Genomic DNA, 21,382 nt, shown 5'->3' with positions numbered 1-21,382 from the left:
GGTCGTGACCGTCGACACCGGTCATGAGCAACGGTCGGCAGCAGGCTGCTTGAGCGACACGCTGGACGCCGTTCCCATCGGGAGCGGCGTTCAGCACGTTCGGGGGTTGTGTCCTTCAGGACATCACCCTCGTACCTGAGACGGAGGCGGCCCACGTACTCCCCCGGTCAGCCTGAGGACATGACGATCCTCCTCTCGGACCCCCGGGTGTCCGCAGTGGCTGTCCACGAGAACGGCGAGCAGCTGGTGGCCCTCGACGCGTCCTTCGGCGCGGCCCGCGCACTGGTGCGCAGTGGCCTGGCCGACCGGCTGGCGGGCGCCCAGGACCTGTTGCCGTCCGGTCTCCGCCTCCGCGTGGTCGAGGGTCACCGCCCGGTCGACGCGCAGCGCGCGATCATCGCCCGCTACTCCGCCGAGGTCTGCTCGGCCCGACCCGGTATCTCCGCCGACGAGCTGCACCACCTGACGAGCCGGTACGTAGCACCTGTGGACGTCGCGCCACACGTCGCGGGTGCGGCGGTCGACGTGACGCTGGCCGACGTGTGCGGCATCGACCTCGACCTCGGCACCGCGATCGACGCGACGCCCGAGGAGTCCGACGGAGCCTGCTACTTCGCGGCCGACGGGATCGGCGCAGATGCCTACGCGCACCGTCGTCTGCTCGCGGCGGTCCTGATGCCGTTCGGCCTGGTGAACTACCCGACCGAGTGGTGGCACTGGTCCTACGGCGACCGCTACTGGGCGTTGACCACCGGCGCACCAGCGGCGCTATACGCGCCGGTCGAGGTGCCGGTCGGCCTGCGCAGCGACGCGGCATGACCGCCCTCGCGCTCGCGACGTCCAACACCGTCGCGGGACCTCGCCTGACCGTCGACCTGGCTTCTGTCGCGGCCAACACGCGCCTCTTCGCACGCCGTACTCCCGGGGAGGTGATGGCGGTCGTCAAGGCCGACGGCTTCGGCCACGGGGCGGCCGACGTCGCCCGTACGGCGCTCGCGAACGGCGCCTCCCGGCTCGGCGTGACGAGCATCGACGAGGCGCTGGCCCTGCGTGCGGACGGCCTCGCCGCACCGGTGCTGAGCTGGCTCAACGTCGTGGACGCCGACTGGGCGACCGCGGTGGCACGCGACATCGAGGTGGCCGTGCCGTCCCGGGACCACCTGGACGCGATCGTGCGGGCGACGACGGGCGCGCGAGTGCACCTCCATCTCGACACCGGGATGGCCCGCGACGGAGCGTCCCCCACTGAGTGGGCGGACCTGTGCCGGGCGGCCCGGCTGGCCGAGCGCCAGGGTCGGCTGCAGGTGGTCGGAGTGATGGGCCACCTCGGCTGTGCCGACGACCCGGCGGACCCGTGCAACGCGACCGGCCGGACCCGCTTTGCCTGGGGGCTCCAGGCCGCGCGGGCCGTCGGGCTCCGCCCCCAGCACCGGCACCTGGCTGCCACCACCGCGACCCTCACCGACCCCCGCTCCCACCACACGATGAGCCGGATCGGGGCCGGACTGGTCGGCATCGACCCGTCGCGGACCACCGCACTGCGCGCGGCGCTCACCCTGACGGCGCCACTGGTGAGCGTCCGCACGGTGCGGGCCGGCACCGGCGTCGGCTACGGCCACACCTGGACCGCCCCGGTGGCGACCCGCCTCGGACTGCTCCCAGTGGGGTACGCCGATGGCCTGCCGCGCGTCGCGTCCGGACGGGCCGAGGTGCTCGTCCGTGGTCGTCGTCGACCTCTCGTCGGCCGGATCTCGATGGACATGGCGGTCGTCGATCTCGGCGACGAGCCGGTGACCAGCGGCGAGACCGTCACCATCCTCGGCCCCGGTGCCGACGGGGAGCCCACCGTCCGCGAGTGGGCCGGGTGGTCCGACACCCTCGAGCACGAGATCGTCACCGGCCTCGGCGCCCGCCTGCACCGCACCGCCGTCGCCGGCACCACGGCCCCGACCCTCAGGAGCCTGTGATGGACCTCCGTATCGCGGTCATCGGCGGCGGCCAGAACTGCGAGCACGACGTCTCCCTGGCCTCCGCGGCCGCCGTGGGGGACGCCCTGGCGTCCGACGGCCACGACGTCGTCCGGCTCACCATCGGCGCCGACGGCACCTGGTACCGCGAGGGCGGCCATCCGCTCGGTCTCGCCGGGGCCGTCCACGTGCTGCGCACCTGCGCGGTCGCCGTCCCGGTGCTCCACGGACCTCGTGGTGAGGACGGCACCGTCGCTGCTCTCTGCGAGCTCGCCCGCGTGCCGTACGTCGGCTCCGGCGTCGGTGCCGGCGCCCTGGCGATGGACAAGTGGGCGACCAAGCTCGTCGCAGGCGCGCTCGACATCGTCACCGCTCCCGGCCGACTTCTCACGGCCGCGACTGCTGCGTCGTTCGTCTGGACGCACCCAGTCGTCGTGAAGCCGGTCGCCGCTGGCTCCAGCCACGGCGTCGCCCTCGTGCGCACGCACGACGAGCTCGCGCCTGCCCTCGAGGCGGCCCTGGCGCTCGACGGTCGGGTGCTGGTGGAGGACCTGGTGGTGGGCCGCGAGATCGACCTGGCCGTGCTGGGTCGCCCTGACGGCAGCCGTGTCGTCGCGCCGGCGCTGGAGATCGTGGTCGACGGAGTCTTCGACTTCGACACCAAATACGACGGCTCCGCCGACTTCCGGATCCCGGCCGTGCTGGCCGACGGCGAACGTAGGGCGCTCGAGCAGGCAGCCGTGGCGGTGTACGACGCCCTGGGCTGCGCCGGTGTGGCGCGGGTCGACTTCTTCCTGACCGTCGACGGGCCGGTGCTCAACGAGGTCAACACCATGCCCGGATTCACCGAGCAGTCACAGGTGCCCAAGATGTTCGCGGCGGCCGGCACGTCGTACGTCGAGCTGCTCGACCTGCTCGTCCGCGACGCCCTGGCCGCATGAGCGGGACCACGACGAGGATCGCCGGGCTCGACGTCCTGCGCGGGGTCGCCATCGGTCTCGTGATGCTCCGGCACGCCTTCCCGGCCCCGTTCGCCGGAGCAGGGGTGGTTGGCGTGGTGATGTTCTTCGCGCTCAGCGGCTACCTGATCACCGGACTCCTGATCGGCGAGCTCGGGCGCACCGGACGAGTTGACCTGCGTCGCTTCTACGTACGCCGAGCGCGGCGGCTGGTGCCGGCGCTGGTGGTGCTGGTCGCGTGCGTCGTGGTCGTCACGCTCGCGCTGGATCCTCTCGGCGACCGCGCCGAGCTCGGCAAGACCGTGCTCGTGGCGCTGACCTGGACCGGAAACCTGCCGTTCGGCTACGCGAGCGACGCGACGTTCCACCTGTGGACCCTGGCGACCGAGGAGCAGTTCTACCTCTTCTGGCCGGCCGTGCTCGCGTTCGCCTTCACCCGCCGCCGGGTCGGCTCGAGCCTGGTGCTGGCCGCCGTACTCTGCCTGACCGCCTGCCTGGCGACCGTGCTCTGGCTGTGGGAGGACCCCGACCTCGCATACGCGCTGCCGACGTCCTGGGCGCTCTGCTTCGTGGTCGGCGCCGCCGCGCGGCTGTTCCAGGACCGGCTGCGCGTGCCGCCGTACGTCGTGCCTCTCGCGCTTGCCGGACTGGCCGTGCTGAGCGTGGTTCCATTGCGGGGACATGCCCTCACCTACCTGGCAGGAGGCCCCGCCATCGCCGCGCTGACCGCGGTGCTGCTGCTGTCGTGGCGCACCTGGACCGACGTCTCGGCCCCCGCACTGCGCGGCCTCTGCTGGCTGGGCACGGTGTCGTACGGCGCCTACCTGTGGAACTACCCGCTCACGCTGTGGCTGCACCCGTCGCTCGGCGGAGTCGCGGGTCCGGTGGCTGCGACGCTCACCCTGGTCGCAGCCGCAGCGAGCTGGCACCTCGTGGAGCGGCGGTGGCAGGCCCGCCCCGTGCGAGAGCCGGCACCGGCATGACCCACGACTGGCGGGACTGGGCTCCCGACCTCGCCGCCGGTGGGGCGGTCCTCGTGATCGGGCTGCTCGAGATCCAGTGGGGCAGCTTCTACACGGCGTCCGGAGTTCTGCTGCCGGTGCTCCTTGGCACGGTCGTCGCGGTCAGTCTCAGCCGACATGCTCCTGGCGCCGCCCTGGCCATCGTCTGGGTGGTGTGCGGTCTGCAGGTCCTCACCGTCACGCCGACCCTGCTGACCCAGCTCTCCATCGGGTGCGTGGCGTTCGGCACGGCGCGCTGGGGCAGCACGCTCACGGTCTGGCTCAGCGGTCTGTCGATCCCTGCGGCCGGGCTGGTGGGGGCGTTCTTCTTCGTGCTCGACCAGTTCACCTGGGTCGAGGTGCCCAACTACCGCAACCTGCTCGACGCGGCGTACGGCTTCGGCGACACCTGGCAGGTGGGAGCCGTGCTGCTGGGTGTCCTGGTTCTGGCAGCGCCCTGGCTGCTCGGCCTGGCGCTGCGCTTCGGCGCTCGCGCCCGGGACTCGAAGGTCTCCCAGCTGGCCGCGGAGGAGGACGCCGCACTCGCCCAGGTCCGGACCACGCAGGCCCAGGAGATCGCGCAGCTGCGCGAGGAGCAGGCCCGGCTGGCACGCGACGTGCACGACGTGGTGGGGCACTCGCTGGCGGTGATCCTGGCGCAGGCCGAGTCCGCGCAGTACCTCCCCGACGGCGACCCCGAGGCACTCAAGAAGACGATGAGCACGATCGCCACCTCTGCGCGCAGCTCGCTGCAGGATGTGCGTCAGGTGCTCACCACCACCCAGCAGCCGACCGCTCGACCGGCTGGGCTCGACAGCCTCGTCGACGGGGTCCGCTCCAGTGGCCACGAGGTGGTGTCGACCGAGGTCGGGCAGCCGCAGCCGCTCCCGCCCGAGCTGGAGACGGTGGCCTTCCGGGTGCTGCAGGAGATGCTCACGAACGCCATAAAGCACGGCCGCCGCGACGCCCCCGTGACCGTGGAGCGGCACTGGGAGGGGGACCTGAGGCTCGAGGTCCGCAACGGCGTGGACACGAGTGGCGACGACACCCGGCCGATCACGGCGCTCGACTCCGGCGCCTCGCCCGGGCAGGGGCTAGAGGGCATGCGCCGCCGGCTCGAGTCGGTCGGAGGACGCCTCGACGTACGCCGCCGCGACGACGACTCCGGGCCGACGTTCACCGCGACGGCATGGGTGCCGTTGCGTACGGTCGGTCCGTGACCGCTGACATCCGGGTGCTGCTCGTCGACGACCAGGAGCTGTTCCGCGCCGGGGTGGCCGTCATCGTCGATGCCCAGGACGGAATGGCGGTGGTGGGTCAGGCCGGTGACGGCCTCGAAGCCCTGCGCCTGGTCGACGAGCTCGAGCCCGACGTGGTGCTGATGGACATCCGGATGCCCGAGATGGACGGGGTCGAGGCAACCCGACGGCTCTTCCTGCCCGATCGGGTCGGCCGCCGGTCGTCGCATTGCCACGTGGTGGTGCTGACGACGTTCAACCTCGACGACCGCGCCGCCACCGCGATCCGGCACGGCGCCAGTGGCTTCCTCGTCAAGGACACCACTCCGGTGATGCTTCGCGACGCGATCCGCACCGTGTACGCCGGCAACGCGGTGCTCGCACCACGCGACCTGTCCGCATTGCTCGACAACCAGTTCCGGGCGGCGACGCCCGTGCCCCCGGCGTACCTCTCTCTGACCGACAAGGAGAAGGAGGTCTTCGGCGCGGTGGCCCAGGGACTGTCGAACACCGAGACAGCAGGCCGGATCTTCGCCAGCGAGTCGACGGTGAAGAGCCACGTGGGCGCGATCCTGCGCAAGCTCGGCCTGAGGGATCGCGTGCAGATCGTCGTCTTCGCGCACGAGCACGGGCTGACCCCCACGGGGTGATCGGCGCCCGGCATCCACCACGTGGAGGCCGGCCCCCGTTAGTGTTTCCATCGCCAGTTAACGCGAGGACGGTGCGAACCCATGAGTGACGACTCCAGCAGCGCGAGGCCCGACGTCGAGCTTCGGCTGCCTGCCGACGGCGCCTATGCCTCGGTGCTGCGCACCACCGCCGCGGGGCTGGCCGCCCGACTCGACTTCACGATGGACGACATCGAGGACCTCCGGATCGCGATCGGCGAGGCCAGCGCCATGGTCCTGCCCGACGCCGACCCGGAGTCCGACCTGACCTGTGTCTTCTTCCTCGAGCCCCGGCGGATGACCATCGAGGTGGTCGTCGACAGCGCCGAACCTCCCGAGCCCGACCTCGACAGCTTCGCCTGGCAGGTCCTCAGCACCCTGGCCACCGAGGCCGAGGTCCTCACCGACGGGGGTCGCCTGCGGGTGCGGCTCACCATGGAGTCCAGTCTCGCCGGGGCTGGCTTGTGACATGAGCCAGGAAACCTCGGGGGACGGGCTCGACGACCAGGAAGACGCGGTGCCGACGCGCATCGAGTTGACCCGGCGACGCAGTGCCGAGTTCTTCATCATCTTTCGCGACGAGGATGAGAGCGACGCCGTGCGCAGTGCGGCGCGCGACGACCTCGTCCATCTCCACCTGCCCCTGGTCGAGCACTGCGCCCGCCGGTTCCGCAACCGTGGCGAGCCGTTCGAGGACCTCGTGCAGGTCGGCACGATCGGGCTCATCAAGGCCGTCGACCGGTTCGAGACGGATCGCGGCGTCGAGTTCTCGACGTACGCCACTCCCACGATCATCGGCGAGATCAAGCGCTACTTCCGCGACAAGGGCTGGGCGATCCGGGTGCCCCGCCGGTTGCAGGAGCTGCGCATGCAGATCGGCGCCACGACCGGCGAGCTGACTCAGAAGCTCGGTCGCTCCCCCTTGCCGCGCGAGCTGGCCGAGGCGATCGGCTGCTCTGTCGAGCAGATCATCGAAGGGCTCGAGTCGGCCAACGCCTACTCCACCTTGTCGCTCGACGCCGGTGACGACTCCGACGAGGGTCCCCCGAGCATGCTGGCCACCCTCGGCATCGACGACGAGGGCATGGAGCACGTCGAGATCCGCGAGTCGATCAAGCCGCTCCTGGAGGGCCTCGACCCGCGCGAGAAGAGGATCCTGCTGTTGCGGTTCTTCAAGAACATGACGCAGTCGCAGATAGCCACCGAGATCGGGGTCTCGCAGATGCACGTGTCGCGACTGCTGACCAAGACTCTCGACCAGCTGCGGACGTCGCTCGAGGCCGACTGAGCCCGCAGGTCAGCCCTGGTCGACCAGGGCGCGGGTGCTGGCGGGGTGCAGGATGCCGGCGAGCACGATGACGGCCACGACGACGAGGGCCACGGCAAGCGGGGTGGTGTCGCCGCCGCGGAAGTTCCACGCGACGCCGAGCTGGATCAGCTGGCCGAGAACGATCGGGCTGCGCCCCCACTGACGCAGCCGGCTGACGCCCCAGGCACAGAAGACCAGCGCCGCGCCGTACGCGACGAAGAACGCCGCGGTGGTGACTCCCATCGTGACCCGGGCCGACGACAGCGCGAACATTTCGAGGATTCCGAGCATCACGAGCAGTGCGCCCTCGACCGCGACCACGGACGCGGCGACCGTCAGCGGCGCCGGCCGGACTAGTCCATCGGGGCCGAAAGAGGCGGTAGGGGTCACGACGAGAAGGGTAGTTGTGACGGACACGACGGCGAATGGGGGTTGTGTGAAGGGCGATCTCTTGGGAGTCTGGACGACGCGCTAGTGAATGCGTTCACATCGGCGCGCCCCCAAACGACTTCTTTGTGGAAAGTGGGAAACCCCAGCCATGGATTGGCGCCACCGCTCTGCCTGCCTCGACGAGGACCCGGAGCTGTTCTTCCCGATCGGCAACACCGGTCCGGCCATTCTCCAGATAGAAGAGGCCAAGCAGGTGTGCCGTCGGTGCGAGGTGCGCGAACAGTGCCTTGCGTGGGCGCTCGAGGCTGGTCAGGACCACGGTGTCTGGGGCGGCCTCAGCGAGGACGAGCGTCGGGCGCTCAAGCGCCGCAACGCCCGCGCCCGCGTCCGCACCGCCTGACACCCGGCTTGACTCTTCGCGTCGACTCTTCGGGCCGTGGGTCAGTCGATCGGTACGTCGATGCTGACCCGCACGCCTCGGGCGTGCGGCACCGACCCCAGCTCGAGCTGACCGCCGAGCTCCGACTCGACCAGGGTGCGCACGATCGAAAGCCCCAGGTGGGTCGACGTGTCCAGGTCGAAGTCGTCGGGCAGCCCGACACCGTCGTCGTCCACGGTGACGTGCAGTCGGCCGACCAGGCGGCGCACTGTCACGGTGATCTCGCCCGGCTCGGTGCCGTCGACGTCATAGCCGTGCTCAACGGCGTTCTGGACGACCTCGGTGAGCACCATCGCCAACGCGGTGGCCTTCTCCGAGACGAGCTCTCCGAAGGTGCCCACGCGACGGGTTCGGACCCGGTCCCCCGAGGAGCCGACATGGGTCACCATCTGACCGAGGCGATCGGCGATCTCGTCGAACGCGACCTCTTCGGTGGCCGTCTGGCTCAGCGTCTCGTGCACGATGGCGATCGAGCCGACACGGCGTACCGCTTCGTCGAGGGCGGCCTTGGCGGCTGGTTCGTCGATGCGGCGGGCCTGTAGCCGCAGCAGCGCGGCAACGGTCTGCAGGTTGTTCTTCACCCGGTGGTGGATCTCGCGGATCGTGGCGTCCTTGGTGACGAGCTCGCGGTCGCGCCGGCGCAGGTCGGTCACGTCGCGGAGCAGCACCAGGGCACCGATCCGGTCGCCGTGCGGGCGCAACGGGATCGATCGCACGATCAGCGACACCTCGTCGGTGCCGAGCTCGGTGTCGCGGTGCGCACGCCCGCCGAGTACGGCGCTCAACGTCTCCTCGTCGGGCCGCCGCCGGGCCGGCACCAGCTCGCGCGTCAGCTCGGCCAGGTCGAGGCCGTCGAGGTCACCGGTGACGCCCAGCCGCCGGTAGACCGAGAGGGCGTTGGGGCTCGCGTAGGTGACCCGGCCGGCGGCATCGACGCGCAGGAAGCCGTCGCCCACCCGCGGCGAGTCGGCGTGGTCGCTGCGCTGCGCCCCACCGGGCGGAAAGAAGCCGTGCGCGATCATCTGGGTCAGGTCGGCGGCCGTCTGCAGGTAGGACAGCTCGAGGCGGCTCGGCGTGCGTACGCCGAGCAGGTTGGTGTTGCGCGCGATGACCGCGACCACGCGGTCGCCGCGTCGTACGGGAATCGTCTCGACCCGTACCGGCACGTGGTCGCGCCACTCGGGATCGCCGTCGCGCACGAGCCGGCCGTGCTCCCAGGCCTGGTCGAGCATCGCGCGCCGACCCTTCGGGACGAACTGCCCGACGACATCGTCCACGAGCGCCGTCGGACCGGTCGTGGGGCGCATCTGGCTGCCCGCCCAGAACCCGGTGCCCTCGCGATCGGGCAGCCACAGCACGAGGTCGGCGAACGACAGGTCGGCGATGATCTGCCAGTCGGCCATGATGAGCTGCAACCACGCGATGTCGGCGTCGTCGAGGTCGGTGTGCAGACGCACCAGCTCGTTGAGTGAAGGCACCAGCCCAACCTAGTGGGGGGTGGTGGCTGGCAGGATGGGCGTCATGGCGACGGCGTACTGGCAGCAGGTCCTTTCAAAGGGACTCGCCGTCCCGACCGACCGGCCACTCGACGACCTCACCGCAGAGCTGGCCACGATGCTCGGCTCGCCCGACCCGGCGGTGCGCGACGGCATCGCCTATCCCACGATGGCCACCTGGATCGGCCGCGGCGTGTACGACGACCTGCTGGTGGGGCTGGGCGACGGGCTGGCCACCGGGCTCGGTGTGGGCCTTGGCGAGCGCGACACCGACTCTGTGTTCCGGCGCTCGTTCTCGGCGCTCGTTCTCGGCGCTCGTGCTGGCGGAGGTCGTCGAGCGCGACAACACCGCTCGGCTGGTGCCGGCCGGCAAGGTGCTCGAGTGGGCCGACCGCATCGTCACGTGGTATCTCCGCGAGCAGGACCTGCGGGGCTACGTGCCCGGCAGCGGCTGGGCCCATGCGGGGGCGCACGGCGCCGACGCGATCGGCGTACTCGCGAAGTCGCCGCACGTCGCGATGAACGAGCTCACCGTGCTCCTCGACGTACTCGCAGACCGGCTCATCTCGGCCGAGACGGCGATGCTCGGCGGCGAGCCCGACCGGATGGCCTCGGTCGTGATGACGGTGCTGCGCCGTGACCTGGTGCCGCTGAAGGTGATCGAGCCGTGGATCGCCCGGATCGCGGGCACCGGCAGTGCGTTCGGGAGCACCGGGGACCGCGATCCGTTCCTCGACACGGCCAACCCCCAGGCGTTCCTGCGGGCGCTCTACCTGCAGGTCGCACTCGCCGCCGACCCGCCGCCGGTGCGCGCCGATCTGTTGCTCGTGCTCGTCGAGGCATTGCGGATGACCAATCCGTTCACGCTGGCCAAACCTCGCGGTTAGTCAGCGCGCCGGTCATGTGACCAGCCGGTAGCCTGCGGTCATGGACGACGCACCGGACCAGAAGACCGAGGCCGATCCCGGCACCGACAGCTCCGGGGAGATCTCCGGCCACAGCGGAGAGCTCGCCGTGGCCGTGGCCAGGGCACACGGTGTCGAGACGATGTTCACCCTGTCGGGCGCGCACGTGTTCCCGATGTACGACGGCGCGGTCAAGGCCGATCCGCCGATGCGGCTCCTCGACGTACGCCATGAGCAGACCGCCGCATTCGCTGCCGAGGCCACCGGCAAGCTGACCCGGCGTCCGGGTCTCGCGGTGCTCACCGCCGGCCCGGGTGTCACCAACGGACTGAGCGCGATCGCGCAGGCGCAGTTCGCCGGCTCGCCGATGGTCGTCGTCGGCGGCCGTGCCCCGGCCAACCGCTGGGGCAGCGGCAGCCTGCAGGAGCTCGACCAGCCGCCCATCATCGCGCCGGTCGCCAAGATGGCACGGACTCTCCACACCGCGGGCGAGGTGCTCGGCGGCATGGACGAGGCGTTCACCCTCGCCGGCAGCTCGCACCGCGGCCCGGTCTTCGTCGACGTCCCGATGGGCGAGTTCTTCAACTCCGCCAGTGGGCCGGCCCCGATCGGTGGCACCACACCCGGCGAGGCCCCCGACACCGACCTGGTCGGGGAGATCGCCGAGCTGATGGCCGGCGCCCAGCGCCCGGTGCTGATCCTCGGCACCGACGTGTGGGCCGACGGCGCCGAGGAGGCCGCGCTGCGCCTGGTCGAGCACGCCGGCATCCCGTCGATCACCAACGGCATGGGTCGCGGCGTCGTACCCGGTGGACACCCGCTGCTCGTCACGAAGGCCCGCGGGCAGGCCCTCGGCACCAGCGACCTGGTCGTCGTGGTCGGCACGCCGCTCGACTTCCGGCTCGGCTACGGCGTCTTCGGCGGCAAGGACGGCGCCCCGGCTGCGCAGGTCGTGCACATCGCCGACTCCCCCGGCCAGATCTCCGGCCATGCCGACCTTGCTGCGTCGGTCTCGGGTGACCTGACCCGCATCCTCGACGGACTGACGCAGGCCCTCGACCAGGTCGTACGACGGCCCGACTGGTCGGCGTGGGTTACCGACCTCCAGGCGGCTGTGAAGGCCGGCGTCGAGCGCGACGCCGCCCTGTTGGGTGCGGAGGCCGACCCGATCCACCCGGCCCGCATCTACGGCGAGCTCGTGCCGCGGCTGGCCGACGACGCCGTGGTCATCGGCGACGGTGGCGACTTCGTGAGCTTCGCCGGCAAGTTCGTCGAGCCCAAGCGGCCCGGCGGCTGGCTCGACCCCGGCCCCTACGGCTGCCTCGGCGCGGGCCTGGGCTCGGCCATCGCAGCACGCATCGCCCGGCCGTCGGCGCAGGTGGCGCTGCTGCTCGGCGACGGCGCGGCCGGCTTCTCGCTGATGGACGTCGACACCCTGGTGCGGCACAACCTGCCGGTGGTCATGGTGATGGGCAACAACTCCGCGTGGGGCCTCGAGAAGGGCCCGATGCAGATGCTCTACGGCTACGACGTGGTCGCGGACCTGGCTCCGCGCACGGCGTACGACAGTGTGGTCAAGGCCCTCGGTGGCGCCGGCGAGACGGTCACCGACCCGAAGCAGATCGGCCCCGCACTCGACCGGGCGTTCGCGTCGGCGGTGCCATACCTCGTCAACGTGATCACCGACGTGAACGCGGCGTACCCGCGCACCACCTTCGGGATCTGAGGTGCGCATCCGGCTGGCCGAGGACGCCGACCTGAAGGTGATCGCCGACGTCACCGTGGCGGCGTACTCCGACTTCACACTGGGTCCGGACGACCCCTACATATCGCACCTCCGCGACACCGCCGCACGGGCCAGTCAGGCGGAGCTCTGGGTGGCCGAGGACGCCGACGGCACGATCGTCGGCACCGTCACCCGCTGCCCACCCGGCTCGCCATGGCGGGAGATCTCGGAGCCCGGCGAGGGCGAGTTCAGGATGCTGGCGGTCGCGCCCGAGGTTCGGGGTCGCGGAGTCGGCGAGACACTGGCCCGGCACGTCCTGGCGCTTTGCGCCGGGGCCGGCGAGGACGTCGTGGTGATGTCGAGCCTGAACGAGATGTCGGCCGCGCACCGGATCTACGAACGACTCGGCTTCCGACGGCTGCCCGAGCGCGACTGGTCTCCCCAGGAAGGCGTCGACCTGATCACGTTCATCCGCGACGGGCGGTCGGCATGACCATCGAAGCGACCCTGACGTTCACCGTCACCGACGACGACACCGCCATCGTCGTGGGCAGCGGCACCCTGCCGGTGCTCGGCACCCCGCGCCTGCTGGCGTGGTGCGAGGCGGCGACCTGTGCTGCCCTCGAACCGACGCTGGCCGCGGGCGCGACGAGCATGGGCACGAGGGTGGCTCTCGAGCACCTGGCGGCCTCGCCCGTCGGCGCCGAGGTGGAGGTGACCGCTGCCGCGTCGTACGTCGATGGCCGGCTGCACCGCTTCACGGTCTCGGCCAGGCACGTCGGCGATGCCAAGCTGGTCGGGACCGGGGAGATCACCCGGATCGTGGTCGACGCCGAGCGGTTCCTCTCGCGCCTCTGAGGCCCTTGGGGTGCTGAGAAGCAACTCAAGCGCTTGATCGCGTGCTTCTGCGCTCTGCCGGCGTCGAGATACTCGCCTCTCCGGGGACTCCGACGGAAACAACGCCAGAAGCACACCCCGAAATGCAACCGACCCGCCCGAGGATCTCGGGCGGGTCGATGAACTGCGCTGTCTGGAACTGCGCTCAGGCGTTGGGGCGCTTGCCGTGGTTCGCGCCCTTCTTCTTACGAGAGCGGCGCTTGCGGCCAGTCTTGCCCATGATGTCTCCTCGATCGGATCGAATGCGGGGTCAGTGTCTCAAATGCCCGGGCGCAGGGCGAATCAGCCCCCGGCACGGGAACTTTCAGCGCTGTTCGGTGATCTGGATCTGCACTTCGCGGATCTGCACGCGCACCCGGTCCATCAACCCGTCGGGCGCCCGCTCGGAGCACGAACGCGCCACGATCGTCTTCACCGTGCGCTGCAGGTCGTACTTCTCCAGGCAGGGTCCGCACTCGTCGAGATGGACGCGTACGGCGGCGCAGTCTGCCGTGTCGAGCTCGTTGTCGAGGAAGTAGACGATCTGCTCGAGGTAGTCGGCGCAGTCATGCTCGCGGCTCATGACTGGTCTCCCTTGGACGACGAACCGCTCTGGGAGCCCACCGGCAGCAGTGAGCCTGCGCGGACGTAGTCGGAGAGCATGTCGCGCAGCTGGCGACGGCCCCGGTGCAGGCGGGACATCACGGTGCCGATGGGGGTGTCCATGATCTCGGCGATCTCCTTGTACGGGAATCCTTCGACATCGGCGAGGTAGACCGCCATGCGGAACTCCTCGGGCAGACGCTGCAAAGCGTCCTTGACCTGCGAGTCCGGCAGGTGCTCCAGCGCCGAGGTCTCCGCCGACTTGAGGCCACCGGAGGTGTGCGACTCGGCACGCGCGAGCTGCCAGTCCTCCACGTCCTCGGCCATCGACTGCTGCGGCTGGCGCTGCTTCTTGCGGTAGGTGTTGATGAACGTGTTGGTCAGGATCCGGTACAGCCAGGCCTTGAGGTTGGTGCCCGGCCGGAACTGGTGGAACGACCCGTACGCCTTCGCGAACGTCTCCTGCACCAGGTCCTCGGCGTCGGAGGGGTTGCGCGTCATCCGCATCGCGGCGGAGTACAGCTGGTCGAGGAAGGGCAGCGCGTCACGCTCGAAACGGACGGAGCGCTCGGCATCGGTCTCGGTCGCGACGTCGATCTCCTCGGCGGGAGTCACGTCGTCTGTCAGGGATTCGGTCATCGCATCCCAGACTAGCCGTGAGGCCTCATCGAGGGGTGGGTCGACCGGCTTCGGTCGTGAGGTCAGCACGTTCACGAAGACAAGAACGCGTCCGTGGCCCGGCTGATTCCCTCACTGGTTGCCGGCCACCTCGCGCACGATCCACTCGAGCGTCGACTCGACCACGATGCCGTGCGCCTCGTCCTGGCTGACAGCTCCCCGCTTGGGCACCTTGAAGCTGTGGTCGGCCCCAGGCACCACGCAGAGGTCGACATGGGCCGGGAACTCGTCAGGCCTGCCGAACATGTCGCGCTCCCCCTGTACGACGAGGGTGGGTACGCCGGCACCGGTGAGCTCGCCGAGTCGCGACTTCTCCGGCCGGCCCGGTGGGTGGAGCGGGAAGGACAGTGCCAGGCATCCCTGCGCCCCCAGGCGCTTGGCGGTGCGGGCTGCGGAACGGGCGCCGGCAGACCGCCCGCCGACCACCAGCGGCGTGCGCACCCGCATGAAGTCGGCGGCCGCGGTGAGTGCGTCGTCGAGCGTCGGCGGTGCGGTCGCGACCTTGCGCCCGGCCACCCGCCACGGCTGCTCGAACAGCACCACGGTGATGCCCTGACGAGGCAGGTCCCTGGCGAGCGCGTCGAGGTCACCGGCACCGATGCCGCCGCCGGCGCCATGGCTGAGCAGCAGCGTCGCGAACGGGCTCTTCGAGCGTCGCGTCACCAGCCGGCCCTCGCCGTACGGGGTCGCGATCATCCGTTCGACGCCGCTCACTCGACCACCTCCTCGAGCGGGAGCGGCTCGACCAGCTCGGGACCGTTGTTCTTGACGTTGCCGACCGCGGTCGACACCGGGAACGCCTCCAGCCCACCCGGAGCAGCCGGCACGAGCAGGTCGAGGCGACCGGCGACACGCGGGTCGAGCCAGTCGGACCATCGGTCGCGCTCGACCATCAGCGGCATCCGGTCGTGAATGTGGCCCAACGAGTCCTCGGCCTCGGTGGTCAGCACCGTGCAGGTCCAGCGGAACCGGTCGTCGGCGTCGTCGGCCTTCGACGGATCCCGCCAGATCTCGTAGAGGCCGGCCATGGCGAGCACCCCGCCGTCACGCGGCCGGATGAAGAACGGCTGCTTGCGGGGCTTGCCGGCCCCGGTGAGCTGGGAGGTGGGGTACCACTCGAAGTAGCCGTCAGCCGGCAGCAGGCAGCGTCGTACGGCGAAGGCACGCTTGTACGCCGGCTTCTCGGCCACCGTCTCCATCCGCGCATTGATCATCCGGCTGCCGATGCCGGGATCCTTGGCCCACGAGGGCACCAGCCCCCAGGTCAGCACCCGCAGCTGGCGCTCGGGCGGCTCGGGACTGTCGTCACCTTCAGCCGGCGGCCGCGCTCCCCTTTCCAGCACGGCGTAGACCTCTTTGGTCGGGGCCACGTTGTAGTCGGGCTCCAGGGGCGCACCGACGCGGCTCTCGACGATCTCGAACTCCTCGAGGAGATCCTCTGGCTTTCGGCTCGACGCGTAGCGACCGCACATGCAGGCAGCCTAGGGGGCCGGGCCGACACCCGCCCCTACCTCAGCCAGCGACACGGCCGGGGCCGCTGGCTGAGGGTCAGGGACGGGCCAGCTCGTCGAGCAGCATGGTGGCGCCGGCGTCGGTGCCCGGCAGGCCCTCGATCCAGATGCGAGACGAGTGTCCGTCGAGCTCCACGCCTTCGACGAGGCGGCGCAACAGCCGTACGCGCTTGCCGAGGCGTTCGTCGCGCTCGGCGATGACGACGACCCGGTTGGGGCTGATCCGGCCGATGGTCTCGGCGCCACTGAAGACGGTGCGGGCGGCTTCGCCCAGCCGGGCCATCCGCAGCGAGCGGGTGATCGACTGGCCCCTGGCGGCGGCGACCATGTCGTGCCGGTCGTGCGGGAGATCGAGTACGACGAGGCAGTAGCGATCGCCGAGGTAGGTGTGCGCCGCCTCCCGGAGCTGACCCCTGAACAGCTCCGCGAGGCGGCTCCGTACGTGAGCCGGACTGGCCAGGCCGGTCATGGGCTCCTCGCACGAGATCTGGTGGAGATAGGCCAGCGTCGCGTCGCTCCAGGCGACCAGCAGCGCCGAGACGTCGTCGTACGACGGGTCGCGGTCGCACACGGACCGCGAGGTCATGCGCAGCGCGTCGAGAGCCTCCTCGAGTGAAGCGCCGTCCCGGGCCAGGTCCTCGCCGACGACGCGACAGGCGGACACCGAGCCCGAGCCCGAGGCGAGGGCCTCCGCAACTGCCTCGAACCGAGGCGGCAACCCCAGCCGCAGCTCGGGCGACAGCTCCCCGCTCACCCCGGAGTCGGCCACGGGGATGGTGCGCGCACGCAAAGCAAAAATCCCCACAGGAGCTCCCTCGATCGGTGTTCTACGACCGAGAAACGGTGACCGGAGCCATCCATGACGCCGAACCGCGAGGTTTTTACCTTCGAGTTCCGGAGGCCGGATCCGGAGCGCGCGACGCGCCGAACGAATACAGTGAGCGCAACCTTTCCGCAACTTGAACGTTGAGCCATGGTGAGCAACACGCTGCAGGCCATTAACGGCCCCGGTGACGCCGAGCTGATCTCGGCCGTCCGGGGTGGGGACATCCACGCCTACGGACGGCTCTTCGAGCGCCACGTCGACTCCGCGCGGCGGCTCGCCAGGCAGCTGGTCTCCCCCGGAGACGTCGACGATCTCGTCTCCGACGCGTTTGCGAAGGTGCTCGTCGTCCTGCAGCGCGGTGGCGGGCCGGACATCGCGTTCCGCGCCTACCTGCTCACCGCCGTTCGTCGCCTACGGGTGGACAGGTTCCGCGCCGCCGCGAAGGTGCAGGTCACCGACGACATGGAGGCGTTCGACCCCGGTGTGCCGTTCCGCGACACGGCGGTCGAGGGCTTCGAGAACGCGGCCGCGGCGAGGGCGTTCGCGTCGCTGCCCGAGCGCTGGCAGGCGGTCCTGTGGCACACCGAGGTCGAAGGACAGAAGCCGGCCGATGTGGCCGTACTGCTCGGCATGACCCCCAACTCCGTGTCCGCGCTCGCCTACCGGGCTCGCGAGGGGCTGCGGCAGGCGTTCCTCACCCAGCACGCCAGCGAGCTCGACGACGACACCTGCCGCTGGACCCACGAACACCTCGGCGCCTACGTGCGCGGCGGGTTGTCCCGCCGCGACACCGGTAAGGTCGAGGACCACGTCAAGGAGTGCCGTACGTGTGCGGCGATCTACCTCGAGCTCACCGAGGTCAACTCCAACCTCTCCGGCGTCCTCGCGCCGCTGTTGCTGGGCGGCTTCGCCGCGGCGTACGTCGCGTCGGGCACCACCTCCGCCGGCGTCGGCGCCGGCATCGGGCTGCTCGCCGGCCGGGTCCGCGACCTGGTGCTGAGCAACGCCCCGGTCGCCGCGGCAGCAGGTGTGGCCACGACGGCCCTCATCACTGGAGCGGTGTTCGTGGCCGTGCAGAACAACGACAACAGCCAGCTCTCCTCGGCCGAAATGCCGCTCGGGCCACTAGCCACCTCCAGCTCGCGCACCCCTGGCCCGACGGGGACACTCGACGCCGGCACCGGCCTCGTCCGGTCGCCCGAGGCGTTGGGTTCCGAGACCGCGGGCCCCGGCGACGCACCCGATGGCACCGTCATCGACCTGCCCACGGGCGACCCGAGCACGGACCCGTCCGTCGGCACCGGCGACCCGACCGACGACGGCAGTGACGACCCCACCGCCGGGCCCAGTGACAAGCCCAGTGACAAGCCCAGCGACAAGCCCAGCGACAAGCCCACGAAGACGCCGACCAACAGCCCGACGACCGCACCGACGACGACGGCTCCCACGAGCGACCCGACCGTAGGGCCGACGAACGACCCCACCACCGGGCCGACCGACGACCCCACGGACGACCCCACGGACGACCCGACCACCGGACCGACCGAGGATCCGACGGAGGAACCCACCGAAGAACCCACCGTCGACCCGACCAACCCGCCGCTTCCCGTCGCGGACATCGCGGTCTCCGCCAAGGCCGCACGCGTCCTCGTTCTGTGGGACATCGTGGTGACCGTGACCGGGGTGCCGGCCGGCGCGGAGGCCTCGATGACCGCCCACATCAACGGTCCGCCCGGTCTGGCCCGGCTGGCCTACGTGGGCGGCGACACTCGCTGCAAGGGCAACGTCTTGAACATCACCTGCACCGTGACGCCCGGCCCGTTCCGCTTCATCGCCGCGGCACTGGGCCGAGGCACCGTCGACTTCACCGTGACCGCCCCCGGCGTCGATGACCCCGACCTCGACAACAACACCGACACGGTCACCTTCGACTGACCGCGGGCTATCGGGTAGGAATGTCACATGACAGTGACGCGACTGATCGCCCGACCCATGCTCGCCTCCATGTTCGTCGTGGGAGGCCTCAACGCACTGCGCAACGTCGACGCACACGCGGCGGCAGCCAAGCCGGTGGCCGACAAGATCGTCCCGATGGCCAAGAGGGCCGTGCCGCAGGCGCCGATCCCGAGTGACGCCAAGACGCTCGTGCGCATCAACGGCGTCGCTCAGGTCGTCGCCGGCCTCGCGCTGGCCACCGGCCGGGCGCCCCGCCTGTCGGCGACCGTCCTGGCGGCGACCCTGGTGCCGACCACCGCCGCCGGCCACCGTTTCTGGGAGGAGAGCGACCCCAGCGCCCGCAGCGCCCAGCGGATCCACTTCTTCAAGAACGTCTCGATGTTCGGCGGTCTGCTGCTCGCCGGCGTCGACACAGACGGCAAGCCGGGCGTCGCCTGGCGGGCACGCCGCGCCGCCCGCGACGTACGCCGCGAAGCCGGTCACCTGGCCAAGGACGCCCGCCACGAGGCCAAGCTCGTCCGCGCCCAGATCAGCTGACGCCAACCCTGTGACCGTGCTCGTCGACGACCCGTGGCCGGCCCCGCGCGCCAGCGACCCCGTCGACCTCACGATCGACCTGCCCGGCTCGAAGTCGCTGACCAACCGCGCGCTGATCCTGGCCGCGATCGCCGACGGCCCCAGTGTCGTACGTCGTGCCCTGCGGTCGCGGGACACGACCCTCATGGCGCGGGCACTGACCTCGCTCGGCGCCGAGGTCGACACCAGCGGTGACGACTGGCACGTCACCCCCGGCAGGTTCGACGCGGGCGCCGAGGTCGACTGCGGGCTGGCCGGCACGGTGATGCGGTTCGTGCCGCCGGTGGCCGCACTGTCGACTGGCACGACCACCTTCGACGGCGACGCCCACATGCGCAACCGTCCGATCGGCACAGTCCTCACCAGCCTGCGCGACCTCGGCGTGACCATCGACGACGGCGACCGAGGCTCGCTGCCCTTCGCGGTGGTCGGCAAGGGGTCGGTGCCTGGCGGGAAGGTCGTCATCGACGCGTCGATGTCGTCCCAGTTCGTGTCCGCACTACTGCTGGCCGGGGCCCGCTACGAACAAGGTGTCGAGGTCTGCCACGACGGCAAGCCGGTGCCGTCACTCCCCCACATCGAGATGACGATCGCGATGCTGCGTGCCCACGGCGTCGAGGTCGACGACGCCGAGGCCAACCGCTGGGCGGTCGCGCCAGGTCCGGTGGGCGCCGTCGACCACGTCATCGAGCCCGACCTCTCCAACGCGGCGCCGTTCCTCGCGCTGGCGGCCGTGTCGGGCGGCTCCGTCGTCGTACGCCGCTGGCCGGAGGCCACCACCCAGGCCGGCGACGCCCTGCGCGACATCCTGACCTCGATGGGCTGCGAGGTGACCCGGGTGCCCGAGGGGCTGCGGGTGCGCGGCACCGGCGTCCTGCACGGCGTCGACGTCGACCTGCACGACGTCGGCGAGCTCACCCCGGCCGTGGCGGCGCTCTGCGCGCTGGCCGACTCGCCCTCCCACCTGCGCGGCGTCGCCCACATCCGCGCCCACGAGACCGACCGCATCAGCGCGCTCGTCACGGAGCTGACCTCGCTCGGCGCCGACGTCACCGAGCGCGAGGACGGCCTGTCGTTGAACCCGGCACCCCTGCACGGCGGCGTCTTCCGCACCTACGACGACCACCGGATGGCGCACGCGGCGGTGATCCTCGGCGCGGGCGTCGACGGCGTACGCGTCGAGAACATCGGCACCACCGGCAAGACGTTCCCCGACTTCGCGCCGTTCTGGTCGGGACTGCTGTGAGTCGGCAGCAGCAGCGCTACGACGAGAACGACCAGGAGCACTACGACCGCCCGCGCCGGCGCACCCGCCCGCGCACCAAGGAGCGACCTACGTACGACGACGCCGTCCCCGGCCGCGTCGTCACCGTCGACCGCGGACGCTTCACCCTCCTGATCGAAGGTCGCATCGTGATGGCCATGAAGTCCCGGCCACTCGGCCGCAAGGGCGTGGTCGTGGGCGACTGGGTGCGGGTCGTGGGTGACGTCTCGGGCGACGACGGCTCGCTGGCGCGGATCGTCGAGGTCACCGAGCGCACCAGCACGCTGCGTCGTACCGCCGATGACGACGACCCCATCGAGCGCGTCATCGTGTCCAACGCCAACCAGCTGGTCGTCGTCACCGCGCTGGCCGACCCCGAACCCCGCCCTCGACTGATCGACCGCGCACTCGTCGCGGCGTACGACGAGGGCATGGCGCCGCTGCTCTGCCTCACCAAGGCCGACCTGCGCGACCCCGAGACGTTGCTGTCGACCTACCGCTCACTCGGCGTGCCGTGGGTCGTCACCCAGCGCGGCGGCGAGCTCGACGTCGTACGCGACCGGCTGCGCGGACGCACCAGCGTGCTCGTCGGTCACAGTGGCGTCGGCAAGTCCACGCTCGTCAACGCACTGGTGCCCGATGCGCACCGATCGGTCGGCGTCGTCAACGCGGTGACCGGGCGAGGGCGGCACACCTCGACCTCGGCGTACCTCCTCGAACTGCCGGACGGTGACGGCTGGATCATCGACACTCCGGGCATCCGCTCGTTCGGGCTGGCGCACGTGCGGCCCGAGAAGCTGATCGAGGCGTTCCCCGACCTCGACGAGATGACCGAGGACTGCCCTCGCGGCTGCACGCACGGCACCGACGAGCCCGAGTGCGGGCTCGACGACGCGATCGCCTCCGGCGAGGCCGACCCGGAGCGGGTCGAGTCGTTCCGGCGGCTTCTCGCTGCGCGCGAGGGCTCGAGCGACTAACCCCACGGCCGGGGTAG

The 21,382-nt window shown here is 70.9% G+C and carries 24 protein-coding genes; 17 read left to right on the top strand and 7 right to left on the bottom strand.

Annotated features, from left to right (window positions below; genetic code table 11):
• Positions 1 to 180: 180 nt before the first annotated feature.
• The 8 genes from H4Q84_RS20790 to H4Q84_RS20755 all read left to right on the top strand — a co-directional run bounded on the left by H4Q84_RS20790 (position 181) and on the right by H4Q84_RS20755 (position 7,121).
• A complete protein-coding gene (locus H4Q84_RS20790) occupies positions 181 to 819 on the top strand; it encodes a M15 family metallopeptidase (protein WP_248580974.1) in 639 nt (212 codons plus the stop codon).
• Entirely contained in the window at positions 816 to 1,967 is a 1,152-nt protein-coding gene (gene alr, locus H4Q84_RS20785) for an alanine racemase (RefSeq protein WP_248580973.1), read from the top strand. The genes H4Q84_RS20790 and alr overlap by 4 nt, the downstream gene beginning before the upstream one ends.
• On the top strand, positions 1,967 to 2,908 hold the full coding sequence (locus H4Q84_RS20780) for a D-alanine--D-alanine ligase (protein ID WP_248580972.1): 942 nt from the start codon (positions 1,967 to 1,969) through the stop codon (positions 2,906 to 2,908). Before alr ends, H4Q84_RS20780 begins: the two co-directional genes overlap by 1 nt.
• On the top strand, positions 2,905 to 3,909 hold the full coding sequence (locus H4Q84_RS20775; protein ID WP_248580971.1) for an acyltransferase: 1,005 nt from the start codon (positions 2,905 to 2,907) through the stop codon (positions 3,907 to 3,909). Before H4Q84_RS20780 ends, H4Q84_RS20775 begins: the two co-directional genes overlap by 4 nt.
• On the top strand, positions 3,906 to 5,147 hold the full coding sequence (locus tag H4Q84_RS20770) for a histidine kinase (protein ID WP_248580970.1): 1,242 nt from the start codon (positions 3,906 to 3,908) through the stop codon (positions 5,145 to 5,147). The genes H4Q84_RS20775 and H4Q84_RS20770 overlap by 4 nt, the downstream gene beginning before the upstream one ends.
• A complete protein-coding gene (locus H4Q84_RS20765) occupies positions 5,144 to 5,815 on the top strand; it encodes a response regulator transcription factor (protein ID WP_248580969.1) in 672 nt (223 codons plus the stop codon). The genes H4Q84_RS20770 and H4Q84_RS20765 overlap by 4 nt, the downstream gene beginning before the upstream one ends.
• 81 nt (positions 5,816 to 5,896) lie before the next feature.
• A complete protein-coding gene (locus tag H4Q84_RS20760; protein WP_248580968.1) occupies positions 5,897 to 6,301 on the top strand; it encodes an anti-sigma factor in 405 nt (134 codons plus the stop codon).
• A gap of 1 nt (position 6,302) precedes the next feature.
• Entirely contained in the window at positions 6,303 to 7,121 is an 819-nt protein-coding gene (locus H4Q84_RS20755; RefSeq protein WP_248580967.1) for an RNA polymerase sigma factor SigF, read from the top strand.
• A gap of 9 nt (positions 7,122 to 7,130) precedes the next feature.
• On the opposite strand, the gene H4Q84_RS20750 is transcribed toward H4Q84_RS20755, so the two are convergent.
• Positions 7,131 to 7,532 (bottom strand): hypothetical protein, encoded by a 402-nt coding sequence (locus tag H4Q84_RS20750; RefSeq protein WP_248580966.1) that lies wholly within the window; start codon positions 7,530 to 7,532, stop codon positions 7,131 to 7,133.
• Between the two features lie 148 nt (positions 7,533 to 7,680).
• On the opposite strand from H4Q84_RS20750, the gene H4Q84_RS20745 reads away from it, so the two are divergent.
• A complete protein-coding gene (locus H4Q84_RS20745) occupies positions 7,681 to 7,932 on the top strand; it encodes a WhiB family transcriptional regulator (protein WP_011755173.1) in 252 nt (83 codons plus the stop codon).
• A 41-nt stretch (positions 7,933 to 7,973) separates the two neighbouring features.
• Here H4Q84_RS20745 and H4Q84_RS20740 read toward each other — a convergent pair whose 3' ends face one another.
• Positions 7,974 to 9,449 carry a PAS domain-containing sensor histidine kinase gene (locus tag H4Q84_RS20740; protein WP_248580965.1) on the bottom strand — a complete coding sequence of 492 codons (1,476 nt, stop codon included), beginning with the start codon at positions 9,447 to 9,449 and terminating at the stop codon, positions 7,974 to 7,976.
• 335 nt (positions 9,450 to 9,784) lie between these two features.
• Between H4Q84_RS20740 and H4Q84_RS20735 the strand changes: the two genes are divergently transcribed.
• Genes H4Q84_RS20735 through H4Q84_RS20720 form a run of 4 tightly spaced genes read left to right on the top strand, consistent with a single transcriptional unit; the run spans position 9,785 to position 12,956 of the window.
• Positions 9,785 to 10,354: a DUF2785 domain-containing protein gene (locus H4Q84_RS20735; RefSeq protein ID WP_248580964.1), complete on the top strand. Its 570-nt coding sequence runs from the start codon at positions 9,785 to 9,787 to the stop codon at positions 10,352 to 10,354.
• 40 nt (positions 10,355 to 10,394) lie between these two features.
• Positions 10,395 to 12,098: an acetolactate synthase gene (locus tag H4Q84_RS20730; RefSeq protein ID WP_248580963.1), complete on the top strand. Its 1,704-nt coding sequence runs from the start codon at positions 10,395 to 10,397 to the stop codon at positions 12,096 to 12,098.
• 1 nt (position 12,099) lies between these two features.
• Positions 12,100 to 12,591: a GNAT family N-acetyltransferase gene (locus H4Q84_RS20725; RefSeq protein ID WP_248580962.1), complete on the top strand. Its 492-nt coding sequence runs from the start codon at positions 12,100 to 12,102 to the stop codon at positions 12,589 to 12,591.
• Positions 12,588 to 12,956 carry a thioesterase gene (locus tag H4Q84_RS20720; RefSeq protein ID WP_248580961.1) on the top strand — a complete coding sequence of 123 codons (369 nt, stop codon included), beginning with the start codon at positions 12,588 to 12,590 and terminating at the stop codon, positions 12,954 to 12,956. The genes H4Q84_RS20725 and H4Q84_RS20720 overlap by 4 nt, the downstream gene beginning before the upstream one ends.
• A gap of 343 nt (positions 12,957 to 13,299) precedes the next feature.
• On the opposite strand, the gene rsrA is transcribed toward H4Q84_RS20720, so the two are convergent.
• The 5 genes from rsrA to H4Q84_RS20695 all read right to left on the bottom strand — a co-directional run bounded on the left by rsrA (position 13,300) and on the right by H4Q84_RS20695 (position 16,571).
• Entirely contained in the window at positions 13,300 to 13,557 is a 258-nt protein-coding gene (gene rsrA / locus H4Q84_RS20715; RefSeq protein WP_248580960.1) for a mycothiol system anti-sigma-R factor, read from the bottom strand.
• The gene (locus tag H4Q84_RS20710) at positions 13,554 to 14,216 is read right to left on the bottom strand and encodes a sigma-70 family RNA polymerase sigma factor (RefSeq protein ID WP_248580959.1); all 663 of its coding nucleotides are present in this window, start codon (positions 14,214 to 14,216) and stop codon (positions 13,554 to 13,556) included. Before H4Q84_RS20710 ends, rsrA begins: the two co-directional genes overlap by 4 nt.
• A gap of 111 nt (positions 14,217 to 14,327) precedes the next feature.
• Positions 14,328 to 14,969, bottom strand: coding sequence for an alpha/beta family hydrolase (locus tag H4Q84_RS20705; RefSeq protein ID WP_248580958.1), 642 nt, complete (start codon positions 14,967 to 14,969; stop codon positions 14,328 to 14,330).
• The gene (locus H4Q84_RS20700; RefSeq protein WP_248580957.1) at positions 14,966 to 15,727 is read right to left on the bottom strand and encodes an SOS response-associated peptidase; all 762 of its coding nucleotides are present in this window, start codon (positions 15,725 to 15,727) and stop codon (positions 14,966 to 14,968) included. Before H4Q84_RS20700 ends, H4Q84_RS20705 begins: the two co-directional genes overlap by 4 nt.
• 76 nt (positions 15,728 to 15,803) lie before the next feature.
• The gene (locus tag H4Q84_RS20695; protein ID WP_248580956.1) at positions 15,804 to 16,571 is read right to left on the bottom strand and encodes a hypothetical protein; all 768 of its coding nucleotides are present in this window, start codon (positions 16,569 to 16,571) and stop codon (positions 15,804 to 15,806) included.
• 168 nt (positions 16,572 to 16,739) lie between these two features.
• Between H4Q84_RS20695 and H4Q84_RS20690 the strand changes: the two genes are divergently transcribed.
• The 4 genes from H4Q84_RS20690 to rsgA are packed head-to-tail and all read left to right on the top strand — an operon-like array spanning position 16,740 to position 21,365.
• Positions 16,740 to 18,527 (top strand): sigma-70 family RNA polymerase sigma factor, encoded by a 1,788-nt coding sequence (locus H4Q84_RS20690; protein ID WP_248580955.1) that lies wholly within the window; start codon positions 16,740 to 16,742, stop codon positions 18,525 to 18,527.
• Between the two features lie 27 nt (positions 18,528 to 18,554).
• A complete protein-coding gene (locus H4Q84_RS20685; protein ID WP_248580954.1) occupies positions 18,555 to 19,085 on the top strand; it encodes a DoxX family protein in 531 nt (176 codons plus the stop codon).
• A gap of 16 nt (positions 19,086 to 19,101) precedes the next feature.
• Positions 19,102 to 20,370, top strand: a complete 1,269-nt coding sequence (gene aroA, locus H4Q84_RS20680) for a 3-phosphoshikimate 1-carboxyvinyltransferase (protein WP_248580953.1) — start codon at positions 19,102 to 19,104, stop codon at positions 20,368 to 20,370.
• Positions 20,367 to 21,365 (top strand): ribosome small subunit-dependent GTPase A, encoded by a 999-nt coding sequence (rsgA, locus tag H4Q84_RS20675; protein WP_248580952.1) that lies wholly within the window; start codon positions 20,367 to 20,369, stop codon positions 21,363 to 21,365. The genes aroA and rsgA overlap by 4 nt, the downstream gene beginning before the upstream one ends.
• The last annotated feature ends 17 nt before the right edge of the window (positions 21,366 to 21,382 follow it).

It is taken from the genome of Nocardioides sp. InS609-2, from assembly GCF_023208195.1.
GTDB lineage: Bacteria > Actinomycetota > Actinomycetes > Propionibacteriales > Nocardioidaceae > Nocardioides.
Note: the sequence above shows the minus strand (reverse complement) of the source record. Positions and strands in the feature narration are given on the sequence as shown.